The organism is Faecousia intestinalis (assembly GCF_040096185.1).
Lineage (GTDB): Bacteria > Bacillota > Clostridia > Oscillospirales > Oscillospiraceae > JAZOXB01.
Genome location: NZ_JBBMFF010000261.1, coordinates 12,890 through 35,131 on the forward strand (window position 1 = coordinate 12,890; position 22,242 = coordinate 35,131).

Here is a 22,242-nt window from a genome sequence, read left to right on the forward strand (position 1 = left end):
GGACGAATTGCCTTATTTACCTTCCGATGTTTTACCATGTCGGCCCTACACCGGCATCGTTCAGCCCAAAAAAGACATGGGCTTTATTTGTGCGATCTGTTCCTAAATGATAGTGGTAGAAATATGTGGTGATATCCTTAGAGGGGCGTGCTTTATCTCGCTCCATAATTGCTGCACCATACATTGCGGCCAGTAATAGTGCTTCATCTTCATTTGCGGTGTAGACATCACAGCCTGTAAGCTGAACATACAGAAAGGCCTCTGCTCGATCCATGCAGTAGTTGTCGAGATACTTTAGACCACCCGGGAAACGACTCACTCTGCGGAAAGAAGAATCTGAACATGTATTTTTGGCCCGGCCACGCAAATAGTCAACAAAATCGGCCTCGGTCACTGCGGCGCTTATCTCTGCCGTTTCCGGGATTGGATAATCGTTTGCGACACACAGTGCTATGACAGCAATTACAGCAAAGGCAATGTCGCCAATTGGCAACGGCCCGTCTGCAGCGGCAAGAGGCAATGCAAGAGTTAGCGATCCCATAACTTTGGTAGCCTCGCCTATACTTTTTCCATTGCTGGCTTTGGCAGTCACCATCCCGCAATTACAGACACCGTATATGACTCCGTTAATGTGTAACTCCTGTTCGTTATGCTTGTGAACAGAAACGTTACCGCTGTATATATACCCGGTTTCACCATCTAGGTCCACCTTGTACCATTTGCGAAAGCTGCCGTTCCGGCAAGATCCCGATGAAGCAAGAACGGCAGCATCTGAACAGCGGGCAATAACAGCATACTTGGAACCGGCACCGGAACGAATTGGAGCATTGCTTTTTTTGACATCAAGCAGCACTGATGCTGATGACAAATCTCCAACATTTCCGGTCAGGGTAAGAGCGGTATCAGAATGGTCAGTGACGGATGATAATACCCCTGCTTCAGGCCGGCAAAGACGGTTGCTCTTTAGTAAGTCAAGCATATACAAGTTTTGCTCAGCTGAACCGGCGTAATCCTCTATACCGTTTGCCTCCGCAATTTTGCATCGGAAGTTGAAAGAAGCATCGACTCCGATGCTATTAAGCGCATCAACAATTGATGTGAAGTTTTCTTCGCAAGCGGGGTAGTAGGGACTGTCAGGAACATCTTGGTTATAAGAGATTTTTGATTTCCCGTTCGGATCAATAAGGATTCCCGCACGGAGCTTTTCAAGCATTTCAGTATTTTGGGATGCGGTTCCAGTGTAGCCGGGAATACCGTTCGCCGCAGCAATCCTTTCTCTATTTTGATAGGACGGATCAATACCCAAGGACCGCAAGGCATCCACAATGGATGAAGAATTCCCCGTATACGCTGTGTAATGTACCTCGTTGGAGGCGCTTGCGGCAGGAATCATTCCAATCATGAGCGTGAGGATGAGAAGGATTGAAGTCAACCGCAGAATCGTAACCTTTTTCATAGTGTCAACACTCCTTTTTTCAAGTTCCACATTCATCATAGCACCGCACAATCACCCCGTCAAGTACTTCTGGGAATTTTGATATAAATTTCTGGAATTTAAGTCAAAAGACCGGGAAGCTGTTGACATTTCGGGTACGCCATTATATAATGAGTTGGCTAAACTAAAAAGAGGCCGGCGCTTGGAGGAAGATATGGACGAGTTTTTTCTGAATGACCCGTTGAATCTAAAAGGGCAGATCCAGTATATTGCAACATTTATGAAAGAGGCAAACGCTGCTACAGCGTTGGATACCATTCTGGGATTTTTAACGCAGCTTTTCTCCCACCTAGATCGTTGTTATACCGAAAGTGAAACAGAAACCGAAAAGTTGATTAGAGCGATACAGAAAACATTGAGTGGAAATCCGCCGTCGCAAAGGCTCAGAGAGCTTGCAGCGGACATCGCCGAAGGAAGGCTGGATGAGTATTTACGCGAGATGCTCCGGCCAATCGTAGCGGAGATATGCCAGGTTCGCCATTCCCAAGTGCTATGGGACAGCCTGCTGCTAAAGGCATCGCCGCTGTTTTTTGAAAAAGCAGAATTGCAACGCCTGCAAGAATTGACTATTTACTCATCATCGGAAAAGTGTTGTGAATTTCTGCTGCTTCTTATCAAGCACGGCTTTTCGACGTTAGAAAATATCCCGGAGCTGGCGGCAAAACGAATCTATGACGAGGCGCAAACCTATGATTTCGACCAACCGGCGCGGTTCAGACTATTAAAAGTCGCTGCTGATTACGGTAATCGACAGGCCGCTCTGGAATATGGCAACTACATGAATCGAACGCGTGCGGATGGGGTCGTACCGCCGCAGGATGCAGCGGAGGCATTCCACTATACGCTAATGGCGCTGCCGCTCCCCAGTGCGATGTGGAATCTTGCTTATCAGTTGGAATCGCTGCAGCTATCTGCGGAACAGTTTGAGCTTCTGTGTTCCACTTTGAGAATCAATGAGAAGCTCAAAAATAGCGAATTTGTGCCATATTTGTACGAACTGGATTCTGTTGCTTGTATGGCTGCCTCGGATAAGAAACGAATTTTCTATAATTATGCTTATAAGATTTATTTCTATTTGGCATATTCCGGCTTCTCTAAAGGATTTAATTCCTTGTCCAAGCTGCTCAGCCAACCACAATTTGAATTCAAAATGCTTCAGGGGACAGAATATTTGGATAAATTCTCCTTAGCCGATCATTATTTAAGAAAAGCGGTTATGGGCGGCTGTGTCGCGGCGATGCAAAGCGCGGGCATTCAAAATTACAAGCAATTAACGGTCAAAGAAAATCGCGTTACTACTGATTTACAATATACGGAACAACTGTTGCAAACAGCATCCTACTACGGAATGAACCGCAGCTTAAGCGTACTGGGGGACTTCTATTTGGACTGTTTGCCCAAGCGGGATGTTGGAAAGGCCATAGGTTGTTATCGGGAGGCATTGAAAATAAAAAAAGACGGCGGTATCTATTACCGCCTTGGCTTATTATCTTCCTCACAGAGTGAAAAGACAAATTATTTTAAATGCGCAATGGACGCAGGAAATGCAAATGCGGCGTATCAGTATGTATTATGCGAACTCGGATGCTCCCCATCGAGCAAGAATCGAGGGCAATTGCGCTGGGCAATTGATGTACTTTCTCAGTATATCCCTCAAATGAGCCAGGAAATTCAGGAGCAGGCAAAATACTACGAAAGAGAACTACGGGACTTGTTGCAGCGTGAAACGGAACAGGCCGCCGCACCAGATTTGTAGTCAAACGATATGAAATAGAGCAATTTCTTATAGGTTGGAGGAGACGTCATTGGAAACATTTATCGGGTTGGTCGTCATTGCAATTATTGGACTATGCATATATTGAGCCGGCGGTTTCGGTAATTTTATTTGCTGGATCATTGGTATAGTCCTTCTGATCATGGCAGTTATTCTCACTGTAAGGTATATAAAACAATACACTATAAAAGATTAGAAAGGTCTAACAAAAAACGTGAGGAGCAATCTCGTGACAATAGGGACAAAATTGAAAATAATCTAATTCAAGAGTATGCGGCCGGCCGAGAGCTGCGCAAGGCATTAAACGTCGTTTTACAGGGTGATATGTCTAATCGTCCGAGTGAAATAACCATCAGTTCACGGGGGATAATCGCAATATATGGAAATTTAATTAACAACAAAAGCGTATGTTATGACTTCCTGGAAAACCGAGTTGAGCCGCCAGCATTTGTTGATAGGGATAGTTGGTATCAACCCAGACCAATTATGGCAATGGGTTGGGCGGTTATTCGTGTGTTAAAGAATGATTATGAGATGACATCGTACAGCAGCGGAGAGATGGCTTTCTTAAAGCTGAAGCCAGACAGACATTTTTGATTTTTCAAGGAGGCTATACATATGTTTAGGAACTTTTACGAGTATTACCAATGGGTCCTATCGAGGTTTAACCCCGTGTATGCCTCAGAAATCAGGAGGCTATTAAATGTCGCTCTCGACTTTTATAACGATAAAAACTACCAATCTTTTATAATAATGTTACGAAAGATTGCGGCATACTTAGAAGAAACTGGTAAAACAGAAGAAGCTCGTACAACGCGAAACTGGGAAATCATGTTTCGACATAATTTAAGGGCAAAACGCAGCGAATAAGACGGGCATGCGCCGGAGGCCAAGTTTACTGTAGGCTTCGCACGGTTGTGCGAATGTCGTTCAAGAAAAAGTCGTTACCTCTTATGAAGCACAGGTGGATTATTACACCAAGTTCATCCGGGAAAATCCGGATTGGGACTTTGTAGAAGTCTATACCGACGAGGGTATCAGTGCCGTCAACACCAAACACCGCGACGGCTTTAACCGGATGATCCGGGATGCCCTTGCCGGAAAGATCGACCTTATCGTCACCAAGTCCGTCAGCCGTTTTGCCCGGAACACCGTAGACAGTCTGACCACCATCCGCAAGCTGAAGGAGGCCGGTTGCGAGTGCTTCTTTCAGAAAGAGAATATCATGACCTTCGACTCCAAAGGGGAACTGCTCATCACCATCATGTCGAGCCTTGCCCAGGAGGAAAGCCGCAGCATCTCCGAAAACGTTACCTGGGGGCAGCGAAAGCGCTTCGCCGACGGGAAAGTCAGCATCCCTTACGGTCAATTTCTGGGGTATCGCAAAGGTGCCGACGGACTGCCGGAGATCATCCCGGAAGAAGCGGAGATCGTCAAACGCATCTACCGCGAGTTCCTTCAGGGGAAATCCACAAATGCCATCGCCACCACGCTGACGAAGGAGGGCATCCCTACCCCCGGAAAAAAGGCCGTCTGGCAGAGAGCTACCGTGGAGAGCATCCTGCAGAACGAGAAATGCAAAGGCTCCGCACTGCTTCAGAAATCCTTTACGGTGGATTTCCTCACCAAGAAAACCAAGGTCAACGAGGGCGAAGTGCCTCAGTACTATGTGGAGGATAGCCACCCCGCCATTATCGAGCCGTGGGAGTGGGAACAGGTGCAAGCGGAGTTGGAACGGCGCAAAAACAGCCGCACCCGGCACCGCCAGACCAGCCCGTTCTCCGGGAAGATCCTTTGTGCCGACTGCGGCGGGATTTTCGGCGCCAAGACCTGGCACTCCACCGACCGTTACCGCCGGGTCATCTGGCAGTGTAACGACAAATTTAAGGGGGAACACAAATGCGAAACGCCCCATCTTACCGAGAAGCGACTGAAAGAACTGTTCCTGTCGGCCCTTGGGGCGTATCTTTCCGACCGGGAGACCGTCATTGTCCGGCTGCGCGATACCCAGCGGGTGCTTACGGATACGGATTTTATCGACGAGGACATTCGGACTTTGGAGGAGGAATTGACCGCCGTTACTGAAATGCTGCGCCTCTGCATCGAAGAAAACGCAGCCAATGCCACGACTGAGGAAACCTACCGCGCCACCCACGCCGAACTGTGCCGCCGCTTTGAAGAAACCGAAGCCAGACTGACATCGCTGCAAAAGCAGCGGGACAGAATGAAAGCCGATGCCATTGCCATCGGCGGTATGATGTTCGAGTTGGGAGAACTGACCGCCCTGCCGCTGACCTTCGACGAAAAGCTCTGGAACGGCACCATCGACCACGTCATCGTCTATGCCGACGAAAGGGTCGTGTTTTGCTTCAAGGACGGGAAGGAAATCGTAACAGGGCTATGAAACATTACAGAAGCAGGCCCAGGCTGGCAGATGTGATACCTCCTACCTGGGTCTATTTTTATAGATGTTATATGCTTCCTTGTGTTGGTTTCTTATCTGTGTTCTCAATGCAGAAACATTTTTGCATTCTTTAAAGCGAAACCAAGTTCAACTCAGCTACTTATTGCAACTCATATTTACGAGCATGATAATTGCGCCACTTTTTTCAAACGAGTTTAACTTTTGAGGCTCAAAAATTCCAACTCAAATAAAATACTTTCTATTACTGCAAGTGGTGCCGAGGACGTATCAATAATCTTCTGCATATCGAGTGAATCAATAAGCGCACGCGCACGTTTCCCCTCATGATAAGTTTTGCCAACCTGGCGGAACAATTTCTTTAATTTTGCTTTCCCTTTGCTTCCAGTGGGAAGCTCCATCGTGGAGGAACTCCCCAAGAAACTGGATACTCCATCAATGTCGGATAGAATAATATCCTCAATATCCGCCGCAGCTGCTATATCATGAACGGCTTTTGCCTTCTTTTTCAAAGATGTACGCAGATTTGCCCAATCGCCCTCATAGAATTTAGTGATATCATTTTTGTAATTGTCCAGATCATAACACAGAAATACAGTCCACGAACCCACATCTTTATGCTTTTCTTTACACTGAGTAATGAACCAGCGGTTGGAATGTGGCATTTGGGTAACGGTATTTACTGTGTTAAATTTAAGCATCAAAGCGCGTTTGGGCGTTCTCAGCGAATAAATTATATCTGGGCTATTACCACAATCAAGCTGCCGTTCAAGGATACCACCATGCTTTTTACAAAGAAATTCCAATAATGACAGATAAAATTCCTTTTCAGTATCCCCCTCTAAGATAAAGGCAATGCCTTCTTCGTATTTGTTACTCATTGCAGCTATCCTCCAAATATGCGGAAAGAATGGCTGCCGAGTCTTCATCTCCAGACATCAATTCAAATAAATACTCACCAACTGAGGTTTCCAATTCACGTGTTGTAGAAATAAGATTTTTAACCTTTGATGGATGAATCCTTCTAAATGTTGCAACGCCCGAATCGTTTGGGACGCCAATATAAATTGACTCTGGCTTCAGATACTGAATCAAATAAGGCGAATGGCTGGTAACAATCAAAGAAGTTCCTTCGAGAATCTCTGATAAGGCTTCCAGCAATCGACGAATCATCTTCGGATGAATACTGGTTTCGATTTCATCCACACCGAGTACATTTGTATGGTAGCTCCCGCCAAACACAGCATTGGCAACCAGCCAAAAAACGCGCTTAGTGCCGGTAGACATATGCTCCATGCTAATAGGCTGATTCAAATATTTGCTTCGAATGATTAATCTGTACAGTTCATCTTTAACATGATATGGGAGCTCCTCTTGGGCTGCCTCAACAGCTTCATCCCCCGAAGGGGCAACTATATATGCTTTAAAGGCTTGTGTTTGACCCTTTAATGAGTATGCACTCAATTCAACCTGCTCAAATTCTGGGAATAAATCATATATTGTCTCTATAAAGAGGTTGAACTGTTCAGGTCTTTCCTTGCTAAGAACACTGAGTGCTCTAGGAATATCGTCATCATCAAATGCTAGTTCAGATTTCGCATCAAATTCAAATTCAATTGGATTCGGTCTGAAGGATCTATCAAGCTCCAAGGTATTGCACATCCGATAACCCAATTTTTTGATTTTACGAATTGTGGAGGTTATTTCGACATCATCGAAAGACGAAATAATATCAACTGCCAAAACATCTTCTGCCAACGCAATTTTTCTGAATCCAGTTTTTGTTTTACCCGCTTTATATTGTCCCTTATCTCGCTTTAAATACGCAGTATACCGCACGCTTTCCGTTGCACGCATCTCAATTTGTTCATCGGTAATAACTGCGCCTGTTTCCTGGTCATTATACCATATAAAGCTAAATCCATATCTGACAAACCTGTACTGCTTTAATTCTGGATCATCAAATTCAACAACGAATTTGTATTCTTTTCCCGCAAGTTCAGGTGACAAAGGAATACCTCGTCTCCATCTCATCATTGTATTTCTTTCTTTAGGCGATGCAGAAATAAAGTCAAAACCAAAACGAATTGCTTCCAGCAAGTTTGATTTTCCGTAATTGTTTGTTGATACCAAGGCAATCATGCGTGTTAAATCCAAGGTTGTTTCTGCAAGATTCTTGAAGTTGCCTATAGTAATACGTTTGATTCTCATGGATATCACTCCTTCTTTCTTCTATTATAACATGAGTTTTTCTAAATTCAATAGAATTATACCACTCAGATTCAATCTACATTCAAATTTGCATAAACTTAAAACTAAGTTTATGTAAAATACCAAACTCATTTTTGAACAACCATCTATAGGCGAAACTCTCATCTCAGCACTGAGCGGGTTTCTGTATTCTTCATTCTCTGCCAATTCTCACACCAGATGCGCACCCAACCTCACTCCGCCAGCAAAGGTAATCAGCTTGTACTTAACACACAGTAATACCGCATTGCGATCATCGATCTACAGCAAACCGGGCATGCTTGCTCTATCTTCGCCCAAACTCTATCCGAATTATGCCACTTCCCATAATGCGGTCACAGGGCATCTTACGCACATACATAATCATATGCCGTACGCTGTTAATCGCAGGCCTAGCGGTGGCAGAAATGATTCTGCTGTTCTATTCTGTCCTTTCTGTCCCATGGGTATCAATAAAAAACCGTCCATATCCGAGATTACTCCCAGCCATGGACGGTTCTGTGTATATAAAAAATAATAATTTATCGTTTGTATTCTTATAACGATTGCAATTCTCACAAGCTGTGCTTTTGGGAACACCCGGCTGCGGCAAATGGGACATCACGGTCTGTTCAACTGCAGAAATATTCTGAAAATCCTCCGTTTTCAGACAGAAAACGCCTACAGAACAGCAGAAAATAAAAAATTACCGTTGCTGATATGGTATCAACAACGGTAACAGATTTGGCGAATAACCCTAAAACCACTACCAATTTAGGTAGGGGGTTCAAGGGGGTTCACTTTCTTAGAGGGGGTTCATTTATTACCAAGGATCATTGGGCCAATGCATCACATTGCAATTCCCTCTGATATGATTGTTTGCACCTCATATATCAGATCAGCTTGTAATTTAGAATATGCCTCTTTTGTTTCAGCTCCAGATGACGATAGTATTTGATAATCTATTGGTTCTGCCCCAAAACCTGGTAATTTATCTGTTACGAACCATCTATCTTTTGTAAGCTCATCCATGCCGTAGATATCTTCGGCAGCCTCTGCTTCGAGGAACTCCTGATAACCCTCAGGATCACTTTCTTTAAAGCACTCCATGTAGAGCTCGATTTTGGTATCAATTAATTTAATTTCGGCCAGATAATCTGCAAGCTGACGGATTTTTTGAGGGATGCTGGGTTCAAAAAGTGTTGTAGCTTCGAAAAGCACTTCATCATATTTTTGGAAAGAAATGCCTTTTAATACATCCAACCTGTGTGGGAGAAGCGCGATATTTGAGTCTCGTTTCCTTCGTGCTTCTTCTTTCTTCACAAGAACCTGCTCACGGGCTTGGCTATCTCTGCGAATGGCATCCTCCCGGTCGATAGCATCTTTTCGAATTGCATCTTCTCTGGCGATGGCTTCTTTTTGTGCTTTATCCTCCCGCGCCTGATCTTCCTGTCGCATCTGTATTTCACGGACTTCGTTCTGCCGCCGCTGTTTTTCATTTATGGCCTGCAACTGCTTATTTTGCCATAAAGATAGAATACCCAAAGAAACTGTGCCAACGTAAGTTAATAGCTCACCTGCCGTCCATTTTGCTTGCAACCAGTTGTGTGTGGTATAGATTGAAAAAAGGACATGAACTAAGAGTAAAAAAAGAATGCTTAAAATGAGAAAAGCAACCAACCAGTATTTCTCAAACCATTGTGCAGACTTCTTTTCTTGTTTTTTCTCCGGCTCCATATCATCACCCGCCTTTTCCATCATTATAGCGGATATTCGGCATTTTTCAACTATTAAAGCCCGTCCTACACGTTTCCTTTTTCACCAAATCTGCCGTCCAGACTATGAACGCCTCTGGGGTCGGCACTCCGTCCGTGAAGGGACTATTTTCCCACAGGGGGTTATTGAGGTCGTATGCCTCCCGGATGGAGAACTCCATCTCAGCCCGTACCTCCGCCTCGGAAACGCCCTCACGCCGGGCAACCTCCCGGATAGCACGTCTGCCTGCGTCCATTACTTTTTTATTGTTTTTGTAGTTCGACATAATCTGACTCCTTTTCCCACGCTCTTTGAAATGTATTTGGCGTTCAATCTAACTGTATAGTATCACAGCCCATTTGTCGAAATCACTCGAAACCCGTCTTTATAATGAGAACAGCAATTATTTCATTCAAAAGTATATTTCCAATTAAACATTTGATTTTTGGGCTGTTTTTCGTTATAATGATTGTGTAAATTGTTGGAGAATTCGAACGGCCATCAACAGTACTCCAGGGATCCGTTTGCAGCAGAAAGGCAGGGAGAACATGGAAGATTTTATTATTCTTAAAATCAACAATAATGGACATGACGACGCTGCATCCTTCAAAGAGGAACTTTCTAAGTATGCAGTCGATACTTTTGTCGAGCATTCGGATTTAGCCATTGAATTTATCAACTATGTCTTGCCTGTAGCGAATTTTGCAATCGCATTTTTGGCACTCCCGTATATTGCTCAATATATCGATAAAAGAATTATCACAGTTACTTTTGGTGCGTTTGAGCTAAATAATAATTGGAAGAGTGTTTTAAAGGATATCTGTAAAGATCCTGAGGTGAAAGCCGATTTTATTAAGGCCTTTAATAGTCACACAGTGGACTATAAGGGGAAAAGCCCCTATGTTTTGAAATTCTACTCCGAAATAAAAGCAGAACTCGGATTATTATCCGACCCAAAAGAGGGCAATACTGAAAATGATTGATTTCATTCTATACAAAAAGCATTTACTAGACCAGGAGGTCGGTTTAGATGCTTTTCGTGAAAGCGTTGATATACGTTTCCAGAATGCCATCAAACGTATGGGTCTTTCTTCAGAATGTATAGACATTAAATGCTTCTGTTCAGTTAACAAAGAGTGCGTCATGACCCCCACAAACGGAAAAATGCGGATTTATATGGATAAGCATCAGATGGATTTGCTGTATGGGTTAACACTATTCTTTTATTTGTATGGACATATAGATGTAAAATATGCGGCATATCACTATGTTTTTCGAATTTTCCCTTATTTTGAAAAAAGGCTGTCTTATTTTCTTCTTGTAATGCAAGCAGAAAAGTGTTTTTGTGCGAAAAGGCTAGCGCTTTCAAAAGCATATTTGGATGCCGCCGATGCGATTGACTATAAATCCTATTTTCCAAAGGAATCCGAAGCTGATACACTAGAGAATCAGTTCCTTCTTAACTTACTTTGGAATAAAGGTGAAAAGCAGGACATCTCTTATTGCTTCTCACTGAATTTTTTCGTTTTTCACGAACTTTCACACGCAAAATATACTCTTGCCCCCGATGATCTAAAAAGGTTTGAAGAGGCAGTAGGATATTTTTTGAACTCAACTGATTACCAGGAACTGGTATATTCTTTTGGAGAAGGACTTAATCTTCATTGCCCAGACATTCCCATCGAAGAGTGTATCTGTGATGTGTACGCATTGTATTTACTTTTTGATTTTGTATACGAGAATGCATCTGATTACCATTTCGAATATATGCTCGATAGTTACTTCGTGTCAGTTCTCATTCTTGCACTTGTTAATAGCAAACAGGCATACTGCGACTTGTTATCCGAAGAGGAATACGCTTATGCGGGAAAACGTGCAGTTTATGCAATAGCAGCGCTTGGCATTATCTGGATGAGTGAAGGACGTCCATTAAATATGCAGATGTCTTTGGGAAAGTCAATGCACTATTCATTTGACCGGTTCAAAAATCTTAAATTAACTCTCGACCATAGCTGGGGGCGGCTGTATAGTCAATTTCATCTTAACGAGCAGCCCTCCATGTCTATCGATGAAGAACGTAGTTTAGCACAAGAGTTAATTCATCGGTTTTCCAAGATATCGTAACCACATTAAAGCTCAGCATTATTCCATCGAAACCAGTCCATAAAATGAGGAAAAGCCCACAGGCTGTCAAAACCTGTGGGCATCGCTGTTTTTATGTGGTTATCTCTGCACCGCTGACGAAGCGGAAGGTTATGCTGCCGTCCCGGTTTACCGTTCCCCGGTCGATGGTGGAAAGCCAGAGCTTTGGGTCAAACTCCTGGGCTTCCGTCCCCATCTCACGGAGGGCGAACATGAATCCCCCTATAGCCTCAGCCTCGTTCTCCCTGGCCTGTCGCTTTTCCTGAAGGGCAACAATCTGGCGGTGGGTGGTATCGTATCGCTCAGCCAGGGCGTTGTACCGGGCGGTGTACTCTTCCTGGTTCTGGGCTTCCAGGGCATTGGTTTTGATGGCATCCTTTATCATCTGCCCCAACACTTCAAGCTCCCGGGTCAAGGTCGCAAGCTCAGTATCAATTCCCGTGCAGTCCGTGAGGGCCTTCTGCATAATGCGGCAATTCTCCAAAACAGGACCCTTAATAGAAAACAAGCTGTTGATTGCCTGGATGAACTTCTGTTGAATCTCTGTCTCCTCCAAGGTGACCGTTTCGCAGGAGTTTTCGCCCTTGTACTTCAGGGTGCATTGCCAGACTATTTTCTGATAGGGCTTTTTGGGGTGCCAGGTCTTAGGACCGTAGTAGTTGCCGCAGTCCCCACAAACCAGCCGGGTTGAAAATATGCTGTTGCCGCTGTACTTGCGCCGAAGCCCTTTCCTGCGGCTGAATTCTCGCTGCACCAGTTGCCATTCATGGGGGCGGATAATTGCCGGGTGGCTGTTCTCCACATAATACTGCGGTACCTCACCCTCGTTCTTTTTGGTTTTCTTGGTGAGAAAATCCACCGTGAAGCCTTTCTGCAGAAGCGCATCGCCCTTATATTTTTCATTGGTGAGAATGCTCTCCACCGTTGATGCCTGCCACTTCTCTTTTCCCGCTGGTGTTGGGATGTTCTCCTCAGTGAGCTGCTTTGCAATCCCATGGGTAGTTTTGCCCTGGATGAAAAGGCTGTAAATCTTTCTGACAACCTCTGCCTCTTCTGGGACAATCTCTGGAAGGTCATCTTCACCCCGGCGATACCCAAGGAACTGCTTGTACGGCAGGCTGACCTTTCCATCTGCGAAGCGCTTTCTTTGACCCCAGGTCACATTCTCCGAAATGGAGCGGCTCTCCTCCTGGGCAAGGCTGGACATGATGGTAATGAGCAGCTCGCCCTTGCTGTCGAACGTGAATATGTTCTCCTTTTCGAAGTACACCTCCGTCCCATGTTCTTTGAGCGTTCGGACGGTCACCAGGCTATCCACCGTGTTTCTGGCGAAGCGGCTGATGGACTTGGTCACGATGAGGTCAATCTTCCCAGCCAGGGCATCCGCCACCATGGCGTTGAAGCCATCACGCTTTTTTGTGTTGACGGCTGTGATGCCCTCGTCCGTGTAGACCTTTACAAACTCCCATTCCGGCTTCGACCGGATGTACTTGGTGTAGTAGTCTACCTGGGCCTCATAGCTGGTGAGCTGCTCCTCACTGTCTGTGGAGACACGGGCATAAGCCGCCACCCTGCGCTTCTGGATGCTGTCCATGGGAATGCGGGTCATGGGGTTCAGGGTGGATGGAATGAATGTTACCTTTGCCATGCTGCCTGGTTCCTTTCTCTGGTTTTCTGCCCAACCGCTCGGCGCATCTCCGGGGTCCAACTCTCTGCCCTGGAGCGATCCTGCCAGTGCTTCACCACCGTGGAGCCGTCCTGCAAGGTGAACACAAGCTCGTTCCCGTTCTTGGCTAGAATGCCTTTGAAGGTGTCCGGGTCACCAACCTGGGCAGCGGTGGCCAGGAGCTTCTGCTCTGGAATGGCCTTGGAGGCACAGTAGGCTTTTCCTTTAGAATTGTAGGTGGAGCAAATCCAAATGAAGCCTGTGGCTGTGGTTTTCCTGCGGTAGTGCTTTCCGCAGCACTCGCAGGTGATAAGCCCCGTGAAGGGAGAGAACTGTCGCTCTTTGGTGGGACCGTACTTTGCCTTGCGCCGCTGGATTTCTTCCTGCACCGCCTGGAACATCTCAAAGGAGATGATTGCCTCGTGGGTTTCCTGGGCGTGGTACTGTGGAAGCTCCCCGTGATTCCTCCGGGTTACCTTTGTGAGATGGTTCTCTCGAAACTTAGTCTGTAGAAGAAGGTTCCCCGTGTAGGCGTAGTTGCGGAGAATGCGCTCCACCGCGCTCTTGTGGAAGACGCAGCCGCTCTGGGTGGCATAGCCGCTTTTATTCAGCCGGTTGGCAATGATGGTGACCCCATCACCAGCCATGTAGTCGGAGAAAATACTGCGGACGATTTCCGCCTCCTCCGGTACCACCGCCAGCTTGCCATCTCCGGCACGATACCCCAGCATGAAGAACCGCCAAGGAATGCCTTCCTCAAAGTTGCGGCGCACTCTCCACTTCTGATTCTCACTGGCAGATAGGCTTTCTTCCTGAGCGTAGGATGCCAGAATGGTCATCATCAGCTCACCATCTGCACTCATAGTGTGGATGTTCTGTTCTTCAAAGTACACGTCCACGCCCAGCCCTTTCAGCTCACGCACCGTCTGAAGCAGGGTCACCGTATTTCTGGCGAACCTGGAAATGGACTTGGTAATCACCATATCCAGCTTCCCAGCTCGGCAGTCAGCCAAAAGGCTCTGAAAGCTGCCACGCCCCTCCTTGGTGCCAGTAAGGGCTTCGTCAGCATAGACTCCGCAATATTGCCACCCCTCATGGTTCTGGATGAGGTTGCTATAAGAGCTTACCTGGGCTGACAGGGAGTGTAGCATGGCATCCTTGCCACTGGACACTCTGGCGTATGCTGCGACCCGTTTGAGCCGTGGCATCTCAGCTCCCGGAAAGCTCACTTGTCGAATGATTCTTTCCATGTGTTTACCTCCTTGTTGTGTCGTATATTACCTCTGAAGGTGCCTATTATCCAGGTAATTTTGTGGTTAAAGGCGGTAAATACTGTCCAAAGATAAGCCATGCTTTTTGGCCATAATGGTATCAATTTCACGGTACTCTTCCTCTGAAATGATGCCGAGGGATACCAACCTTCTGGCGGTGGACATAGCCACCTGGTATGTTATCATATTCTGTAAGAACTCATCCATTCTCGCTCACCCCCTTGCGTCTTGCATCTGCAAAACAGGCACGGGAGCAATAAGTGCCTTTTCTACCGTACAGTCTGAATGCCTTCCCACACTGAGGGCAGACTCCTTCAAAGTAGGTTCTTCGCTGAACCAGCCCCTTATGGGCATTCCACCACGTGGTACGGCACTGAGGAGAGCAGAAACGTTTTTGCTTACGCTTGGGTACTTGCTCAACCGTAGCTCCGCACTGTGGGCACATTCCTGGCATTAGATTATCATCTACCGGGTGCCTACGGCAGAATGACTTGACCCCATTTACAGGCAGGTCAAGCATGGCGGCAATGCGCTTATACCCATAGCCCTGCCGCTGGAGCTGGACAATCCTATCTTTTTCTGTGCTTGTCATATGTGGCCTCCAATCTGAAGGAAAAAGGTCCCTTCACAGGTAGGCCACAAAAACATCATTTTTTTAGGGTCGATAACAAAAAAATTGCCCTCCAAGGAAAAATTCCTCAGAGGGCAGTCGTTTTACTTAGATTTTGATAGCATAATCCAGAGAAATCCAGCCAGCGCCGGACTTCAGGCGACCCCATCCATTGCGCTCCTCCACAATGGTGAAGCAGCCCTTGCCGGTGTACTTGCCAGTGGCGTCATAGCTGGTACTGGGACCCTTACGGATATTCAGGTCCGGGATAGTGACACGCACCAGGTAGGGAGTGGTAGTTTTCTCGGGGACAGGCTTGGTAGTCTGTGCGGAAACGAGCTGCAGATTAGATACATTCATCGGCGACATAATGGCGTACTTGCCGGACGCGTCCTTGTTGATGACCGCACGGTCACCGGACACGCTGTGAACGAACCAGTTTTTAGCCTTGACCCAGGACGGGATTGTCTGTCCGCCGTAATACTTCGTGCCGGTGATTTTCACAAGGTCACCCGCCTTGATGGCAGAGGTGGTCGGTTGCGTGGGCTGTGCGGGTTTTGCCTCTCCACCCAGCTGCACCGTGACCTTCTCGGCAAGGTCACCCATGCGGGCGTACATCCAGTTGCCGGGACAGGATTTGTTAGCGAACCAGCGATGTACGGTCAGCACCATTTCATCCGACTTCGGATTGTAGCTCAGCGTTTTCGCCTCATCTCCCAGCCAGAGCAGTTTCTTTTTGCCGTTGCGCTTACAGATGTCGGTGCAAAGCTCAATGAGCCGCTGGTACACCACATCCTTGAATGCATACGGCTCGGTAGTGTCGGAGGCGCACTCGATGGTGACGGCTCTCTGGTCGTTGGCGTTGGAGGAGGAACACCAGGAACGATTTTTCTCCTCCACATACATACCGATTCGACCATCTGCGCCAATTCCGTAGTTGCAGCTTGCCTGCTTGGAAGTCGGCAGAAAGATGTTGCCCAGCGTCTCCACCGAGCACTGACCCACCACGCAGTGCGGCGTGATGCGGTCAATGCCGTGTGTGCGCTGTCCGGAATGGTTCGGGCTGAGCTTGGTGTAGGACACCATAGGACTGTTCGTGTAAGCCATATCAGTTTTCCTCCTTTTCGCTGCGGTCATGAAGCTGCTCCAGCACGGATTTCAGCTTTTCGGGAATGGGCAGTCCCAGATGCCCCGCGTTCTCAATCAGCGAGACACCCTCGTTGGAGATGTAGAAGAAAATTACCGCCGTGCGCAGAACGCTGCCGCTGCCGATGACCTGTGCGTCAATGATGTGTCCGATGCCAACCAGGGCAAAAATCAGGATCTTCTTAAAAATGCCCTTGAAGCCCACGGCGCTGGACAGCTTCTTGTCCACCACGGCACACATGATGCCGGTGATGTAGTCAATGACTACGAATGCCAGAAGCGCGTAAAGCAAGCCGTCACATCCTCCCAGGAACCATCCGAGCCAGCCGCCGATAGCGGCGAATACCACCTGAATGGTCGTCCAGAATTCTTTCATGTTGTTGTCCTCCTTTGAAATTTGAAAATGAGTATGAAAAAAGGCACTCCGCAGAGCGCCTTGATTCCGAGAGATAGAGATATTGTTATGTTACTTTGGCCAGCGACACCGTGTGCCACGAGGACCATGTGCCGCCGTAGTTTCCTCGGATGTACATCCTTGAGCCGTCATAGACGGTGTACCGCTGCTGAATGAAGTAGCTTTCCGGCAGAAAGACCTCCAGCATACCGATTGTGGTGGTCGGAAAGTGCTTTGCCGTGGAAGCGGAATACGCAAAATAGTAGCCGGGAGTCTTCACATTGTTGAGGTCGGTGGTCGAGCCATCCACTCTGCCCATTTTGCCGTGGACATTGACACCATTCATGTGAATATTGCCGTCCACATCCAGCGTGGCTTGCGGGTTCGGCGTGTTGATGCCGACCTTCTTTTTCCGAAGCGCAATGAGCGGCGTACCCTGCGGGACAGTAAAATACAGATCCAGACTGCTCAAGGAATAGAGCTTGTCTTGGATCTGTAGATGAAAGTCGTAGGAACTGTTGGCATCCAGACTGCACAGTTCCAAATTGGAGTAGCTGAAAGAGGTTCCGCTTTTTGTTGTGCCGGAATAGATGCTAGTGTAGCTGCCGTAGCTGCTCTCACTGGTTTTCTTGTACCGATACCGCACATAGACCACGCTGTTTTTCTGCGTCCCGTCTACGGAAACGGCAGAAATAGAGCCACTGAATTTGAGCTGCATTTCCGCTTCGATATCGTTGGTTCGCCGGAGCGTTATCGAGGATATTTTCGGCTTGGTGTACGGAATGACCGTCACCGTCTGTGAAGTTTCGGCGGTGTAGCCGCGGGAGTCCGTGACCGAGAGCGTGACCGTCACACTGCCAGACTTGGCAATCTTTCCGACAGATATGGCAGCCCCTGTGGTGTTGGATGCCGATAGTCCGTTGCAGGAAGCCGTGTAATTAGAGATGGACGCTCCGTTCTTCGCAGTTGCTGTTCCCGGTGTAACCTTCAGCGTGGAGTAGCTTTGCACGAATAGCTGGTCGTTGCCCGTGAGGCTTTTCGTGGTCGTGTAGCTGTCGGCATAAGTGAATCCGCTTATGGTCGGAGCAGAATTGGTTGCCGTGGTCAGTATCGTGGCGGTTTTGCTTGAAGTGCTGCCAATCTGTGTAGAGCCGCTGAAGGAGGAAACGGCAAAGGTGCCGGTGAATGACTTCATTGAAGCCATCCAATCGAGCAGCGTGGTTCTCTGTGCCGATGACAGGGTAACCGAGCGGTTTGCCGTACCCTTCGTCCATGCAAGCCCGGTAACGGTCAGGATGGTCGTGTTCCCGCTTTTGATTGCCAGAGAATTGATGTAAGAAGGTTCGTACACGGTGACATTGAGGGTGATGGTCACTCTGGCATTGTCTGCGGTCACTGTACTAACGCTGTTGACCACCGCACCGCCCAGTGTTTTCACAGTAGAGCTGCCAGATGTACCATAGACTTGGTTGTACTGCCGCCGTGCCCGTACCTTCACCGTGTAGTTTGTGTTTGGCGAAAGCGAGGACAATGTTACGCTGGCGCTGGTGGATGCCGATGTTGAGAATGTTGTCCATGTGGAGCCTCCGTTGATGCTGTACTGCCAGATGTCCGCTATTGCTGTTGAGTTTGCAGAGATCTTGAAGCCGCTGGCGGTGATGCTCGAAACGGAAAAGGTCACGGTGGGTGCAGCACGGTCAATGGTGGTCAGTGTCACATTGTAGCTGCCGGAGGGACCGGTGTACTGTCCCCAAGGGCTGTTCACGCCCCAGTGCCAGTAGATCGGGAGGGTCAGCGTACCGTTGCTGTTGTGGTACACGGTGACCTGCTTATCCTCAATCAGCCACTTCGTTCCGCTGCCGCTCTGGCCGTTTGTAAAGGTGAAGCAGTTTGAGCCGGAGGTGGCCGTGCCGATATAGGAAGTGCCGTTGGTGCCGAAGTCCGACCATGCTATGGAGTATTTCGAATAGACATACATACCCAGAGCGATGGTGGATGTGTTTGCAATCACATTCTGGGAAATGACCTTCACATAGATGTACAGGTCAGTCGTCCAGCTGTTGGAGCCGTAATTCGTTTTTTCGGATTTCACCAGATAGGCGGTGCCGCCTGTCATTGCCATAGCCTTGCCTCCTTTAATCCAGAATGACGATGTTCAGCCCATCGGACGCTGTCGGCATGGGAACGAACTTCGTCTTGCCCACGGTCAAATCGCCGTCCACCGTGGTTTTCTTGGTCTGGGTTTCGTCTTTGTTGAGGGTGAAAATCACCTCATCGTTGTAGTAGCCAGCAAATTCCGCGTTCGTAATGACCGTCCGCTGGGACGATGCACTGTTGGATACCTCGATGCCGCGCTTGTCAATCTTGACCTCCTGCGTATAGATCTCATTGGGAGCAGGTGTCCACTTCCGTGGGATCGCTCCTTCGGTGATCATAATGTCTGCCAGATAAATGGATACATCCCGGCAGTAGCAGTAAATGCGAAGCGTAGGGTCGGTCACATCGGTGAGGGTCACGGTGAAGTCTGTCCAGCCAAAGGCATCGCTGCGGCTGAACAAGTATTTCGTCTTATTTCCGTTGTAGGTGATATAAAAATACCCCGACATGGTCGAGGTTTTCTTTGCCCGAACGGAAACCGTATAGGTGCCGGGAAGCACACCACGGATGTACTGATACAGCGAGGTGCTTGCGCCCAGCACGAAGCAGGAGTCGGAGATGGTGTTGTTCTGCGTATCGGTGGAAGCATCCGTCCGCACCGTGCCGGAATACTTCCAATCGTCCGTGATGCCGTTCAGACCGGAGGAGTTCTGCACATAGTTGATGCCGCCGATGTACTGCTCCTGCATGGTGACGGAAAGGCCGTCCACCGTCTGTTGCAACTGAGAAATCTTGCTCTCGGAATTCAGCACCCGCTCTTCCAGTATGCCTTGGTCGTTGGAAACCGACTCCATAGTTTCGGTAAGAGTCGCCACATAGCTGTTCAGCCCATCCACATTCTGCTGGAGATAGGCCGTTTTCTCTGCAAATTCATCGGTCGAAACATAGGCTCGAAGCACGACTTCGCCGCTCTCCAAGTCCCACCAGGACGAGCCATCCTGTGACTGAATGACACCAGCCTTGATGATGTTCGCCACCAAGGAGCCGGAGGTGATGAAGTCCGCTACGATCTGACCGTCTGCCGTGATGGCAGTTTCATAGGGACCGTTGTAGCCGTTATGGGAAAAGCCCAGACCGTCTACATTCCACCGCCAGACATTCACGGCTTCGTCAATAGATGGAGCGTCCAGAATGAGAAGTTCATAGGGTTGTCCGTTCTCTTCGCCGGTGTGGATGACCACATAGCCGCCGCTCTGACCGGTGATAAGCCCGGTGGCCTTGCCGATGGCGGTTTGGAGCAGCTTCGGAAAGCGTCCCACCATGGATTCCACCTTATCAACCGAGGACTGCACCTCGGAGATGGTGGTGATCATACTGGACTTGCTCTGACCGAGGGAAATGCTCACATACCGTTCGGCAAGAGTGTCGTACACGGTTTCAATGACCATAGCCGACACGCTCACACCAAGTAGTGAATGCCGAATGGTGACGGTATCGCAGAGGTTGACCCGCTCCAGGAGTGCCGAATACTCCGGCTGTTTCCAGAGCGGCTCAAAGGACACCTTCACTGTGGGAATGGTCGCTCCCAGCGGGTTTGCCTTGATGTAGCTGTTGGCTTTGGCTCTGAGGGCTTCTTCGGTCACAACTCCGTCAAACTGGTCGGAGAAATCCATGATGAGCGTTTTTGCCCGGACGATCTCCGAAGTCACAATGGGGAGCGTAACCTCCGGCAGCGTGACCACCGTTTCGGTGTCCGTGCCTTCCGGTGTGTACACGGCATATGGGAGCAGTGCGGTATACACACCGCTGTTGTCCTCGTCCTGCTCCATGGCGGTGAGGTTCTTGCCGTATTCAATGACCACTCCGGTCTTCCGCCCACGGTGCGAATGGAACTTTACCGTGAAGTTGTCCCATTCAAACTCACCATACCATTTGGAGAGCATGGAACCTTCCGTGCCGCCAAGGCAGGCTCGGACACTTTTCGGTTGGGTGACGGAAAATGCCTTTGCATCCGAGTAGTCCGTCCAGCCGGTAAAGCGTGTGTCTCCGGCAAGAAGCTGAGAGAGGATAAGCTGCGGAGAGCGGCTATCGGTACTGAACGGCAGCACCGGCACATTGGCAAGGTCATAAGAAATGTGCTGACCGTAGACGGTGACGATGCCGTTTAAGGGTTTCGTGATGCGGTAAATGCGGAATGCCTGGTCGGCGGCGGTATCGTTGGGCTTTGCCTTGACGATGCATTCCTTGGCGATAAGTTCGTAATGCTGACCGCTCACCGGGTATTTGAGTAAGCACTCGAACACACCGTTTCGCTCTTCAGTGACTTCGCAGGAAATGGTATCCGTCATAACACCAAGGCCGAATGTCGAAAAGTCAGCAGCGTTGGGTGGATAAAGCACCGGAATCATGAAAACCACCTCCTTCCGGGCATAAAAATACCACCGGGGATTACTCCACGGTGGTCGGCAAAACTATATTGCAATTTTAAAGATGTCAGGTGCCCTATTTGACAATCAGTCCGTTTTTCCTGAGCAGTATCAGAAAAATGTATGCGACTGCAACGCCGATAACGCCGAACACGGCGTCCAGAATGTCGGGGGTATTCCGTATTGGAATAAAACACTCATACCCAATGTTTAATACACTCGTTACCAATGCCACTGCCGTAATGCCTCTAAACTTTCCACCAAAGGACAGAACGGTAATTCCGAAAATCAACAGGAGCAGCATACAAAGTGCAAAATTGGTAATATGGTCAAGCAAAAAGTCAGGCAGCAGGCGCACATTCGGGACAATATGCTCCAACCAGCGGCACAGCATAAGAAAGGCGTCGAAAACAATCAGGCACAAATAAATGATAAGATACTTCTTCTTGAAATCAAACTTTGCCACTTAACGACCTCCTTTGCTCTGTTTTTCGAATTCATTATCCCTTTCAAAATAGAGCTTATCGGCTTTAAAAACTTAATTGTATCGTTCTTAATCAAAGATATTATACCATATCTTTTTGAATTTTTCTACTACTTACAATCGGGAACGCCCTTACAAACAGCACCACCTCGGAATGACCTCGATCCTTGACACATCACCAGTGCAGTTAATTGTGCAAACACCCGACTTGAAAACCGGAAATTCCGCACCTTTGACTGTATCGTTTTTGAGCGTGGTGCCTTTGAAGCAGTTCATCAGCTCACTGTCGATCTCGATGTACTCATCCAGATTGGAAATCATCATACCTCGA

At 48.0% G+C, this 22,242-nt stretch carries 18 protein-coding genes and 2 pseudogenes; 6 read left to right on the plus strand and 14 right to left on the minus strand.

Translation table 11 applies throughout. The annotated features are described in order from the left end of the window. Positions 1-31 precede the first annotated feature (31 nt). Positions 32-1,456, minus strand: a complete 1,425-nt coding sequence (locus WMO66_RS13050) for an SH3 domain-containing protein (RefSeq protein ID WP_349136846.1) — start codon at positions 1,454-1,456, stop codon at positions 32-34. 181 nt (positions 1,457-1,637) lie between these two features. On the opposite strand from WMO66_RS13050, the gene WMO66_RS13055 reads away from it, so the two are divergent. The 4 genes and pseudogenes from WMO66_RS13055 (at position 1,638) to WMO66_RS13070 (ending at position 5,673) form a co-directional block, all read left to right on the plus strand. Continuing rightward, entirely contained in the window at positions 1,638-3,251 is a 1,614-nt protein-coding gene (locus WMO66_RS13055; RefSeq protein WP_349136847.1) for a hypothetical protein, read from the plus strand. A gap of 129 nt (positions 3,252-3,380) precedes the next feature. Beyond that, positions 3,381-3,866, plus strand: a complete 486-nt coding sequence (locus WMO66_RS13060) for a hypothetical protein (RefSeq protein ID WP_349136848.1) — start codon at positions 3,381-3,383, stop codon at positions 3,864-3,866. Positions 3,867-4,224: 358 nt separating this feature from the next. Then, positions 4,225-4,998 (plus strand): annotated as a pseudogene (locus WMO66_RS13065) (recombinase family protein); the annotation flags it as partial. Beyond that, complete coding sequence (locus tag WMO66_RS13070; protein ID WP_349136863.1) at positions 4,987-5,673, plus strand: recombinase zinc ribbon domain-containing protein; 687 nt, start codon at positions 4,987-4,989, stop codon at positions 5,671-5,673. The pseudogene WMO66_RS13065 and the gene WMO66_RS13070, both read left to right, overlap by 12 nt. Positions 5,674-5,888: 215 nt before the next feature. On the opposite strand, the gene WMO66_RS13075 is transcribed toward WMO66_RS13070, so the two are convergent. The 4 genes from WMO66_RS13075 to WMO66_RS13090 all read right to left on the minus strand — a co-directional run bounded on the left by WMO66_RS13075 (position 5,889) and on the right by WMO66_RS13090 (position 9,961). After that, positions 5,889-6,572: a hypothetical protein gene (locus WMO66_RS13075; RefSeq protein WP_349136849.1), complete on the minus strand. Its 684-nt coding sequence runs from the start codon at positions 6,570-6,572 to the stop codon at positions 5,889-5,891. Next, a complete protein-coding gene (locus WMO66_RS13080) occupies positions 6,565-7,902 on the minus strand; it encodes an AAA family ATPase (protein WP_349136850.1) in 1,338 nt (445 codons plus the stop codon). The genes WMO66_RS13075 and WMO66_RS13080 overlap by 8 nt, the downstream gene beginning before the upstream one ends. 867 nt (positions 7,903-8,769) lie before the next feature. Further along, positions 8,770-9,657, minus strand: coding sequence for a hypothetical protein (locus WMO66_RS13085; RefSeq protein ID WP_349136851.1), 888 nt, complete (start codon positions 9,655-9,657; stop codon positions 8,770-8,772). A gap of 46 nt (positions 9,658-9,703) precedes the next feature. Next, positions 9,704-9,961, minus strand: coding sequence for a hypothetical protein (locus WMO66_RS13090; RefSeq protein WP_349136852.1), 258 nt, complete (start codon positions 9,959-9,961; stop codon positions 9,704-9,706). A 262-nt stretch (positions 9,962-10,223) separates the two neighbouring features. On the opposite strand from WMO66_RS13090, the gene WMO66_RS13095 reads away from it, so the two are divergent. Together WMO66_RS13095 and WMO66_RS13100 are read left to right on the plus strand one after the other, a co-directional pair. Next, positions 10,224-10,658 (plus strand): hypothetical protein, encoded by a 435-nt coding sequence (locus tag WMO66_RS13095; RefSeq protein WP_349136853.1) that lies wholly within the window; start codon positions 10,224-10,226, stop codon positions 10,656-10,658. After that, positions 10,651-11,799, plus strand: coding sequence for a hypothetical protein (locus tag WMO66_RS13100; protein ID WP_349136854.1), 1,149 nt, complete (start codon positions 10,651-10,653; stop codon positions 11,797-11,799). Before WMO66_RS13095 ends, WMO66_RS13100 begins: the two co-directional genes overlap by 8 nt. 91 nt (positions 11,800-11,890) lie before the next feature. On the opposite strand, the gene WMO66_RS13105 is transcribed toward WMO66_RS13100, so the two are convergent. From WMO66_RS13105 to WMO66_RS13145, 9 genes and pseudogenes are all read right to left on the minus strand, one after another. Further along, positions 11,891-13,465: a recombinase family protein gene (locus WMO66_RS13105; RefSeq protein ID WP_349136855.1), complete on the minus strand. Its 1,575-nt coding sequence runs from the start codon at positions 13,463-13,465 to the stop codon at positions 11,891-11,893. Next, positions 13,453-14,733: a recombinase family protein gene (locus WMO66_RS13110; RefSeq protein ID WP_349136856.1), complete on the minus strand. Its 1,281-nt coding sequence runs from the start codon at positions 14,731-14,733 to the stop codon at positions 13,453-13,455. The genes WMO66_RS13105 and WMO66_RS13110 overlap by 13 nt, the downstream gene beginning before the upstream one ends. Before the next feature lie 66 nt (positions 14,734-14,799). After that, a complete protein-coding gene (locus WMO66_RS13115) occupies positions 14,800-14,961 on the minus strand; it encodes an SHOCT domain-containing protein (protein ID WP_349136857.1) in 162 nt (53 codons plus the stop codon). Positions 14,962-15,472: 511 nt separating this feature from the next. After that, complete coding sequence (locus WMO66_RS13120) at positions 15,473-16,471, minus strand: N-acetylmuramoyl-L-alanine amidase (protein ID WP_349136858.1); 999 nt, start codon at positions 16,469-16,471, stop codon at positions 15,473-15,475. Between the two features lies 1 nt (position 16,472). Next, entirely contained in the window at positions 16,473-16,886 is a 414-nt protein-coding gene (locus tag WMO66_RS13125; protein WP_349136859.1) for a phage holin family protein, read from the minus strand. An 85-nt stretch (positions 16,887-16,971) separates the two neighbouring features. After that, on the minus strand, positions 16,972-19,026 hold the full coding sequence (locus WMO66_RS13130) for a DUF859 family phage minor structural protein (protein WP_349136860.1): 2,055 nt from the start codon (positions 19,024-19,026) through the stop codon (positions 16,972-16,974). Positions 19,027-19,039: 13 nt separating this feature from the next. Further along, entirely contained in the window at positions 19,040-21,409 is a 2,370-nt protein-coding gene (locus WMO66_RS13135; RefSeq protein ID WP_349136861.1) for a phage tail spike protein, read from the minus strand. A gap of 94 nt (positions 21,410-21,503) precedes the next feature. Next, positions 21,504-21,893, minus strand: coding sequence for a hypothetical protein (locus WMO66_RS13140; protein ID WP_349136862.1), 390 nt, complete (start codon positions 21,891-21,893; stop codon positions 21,504-21,506). Between the two features lie 150 nt (positions 21,894-22,043). Further along, positions 22,044-22,242: pseudogene (locus WMO66_RS13145) on the minus strand (hypothetical protein); the annotation flags it as partial.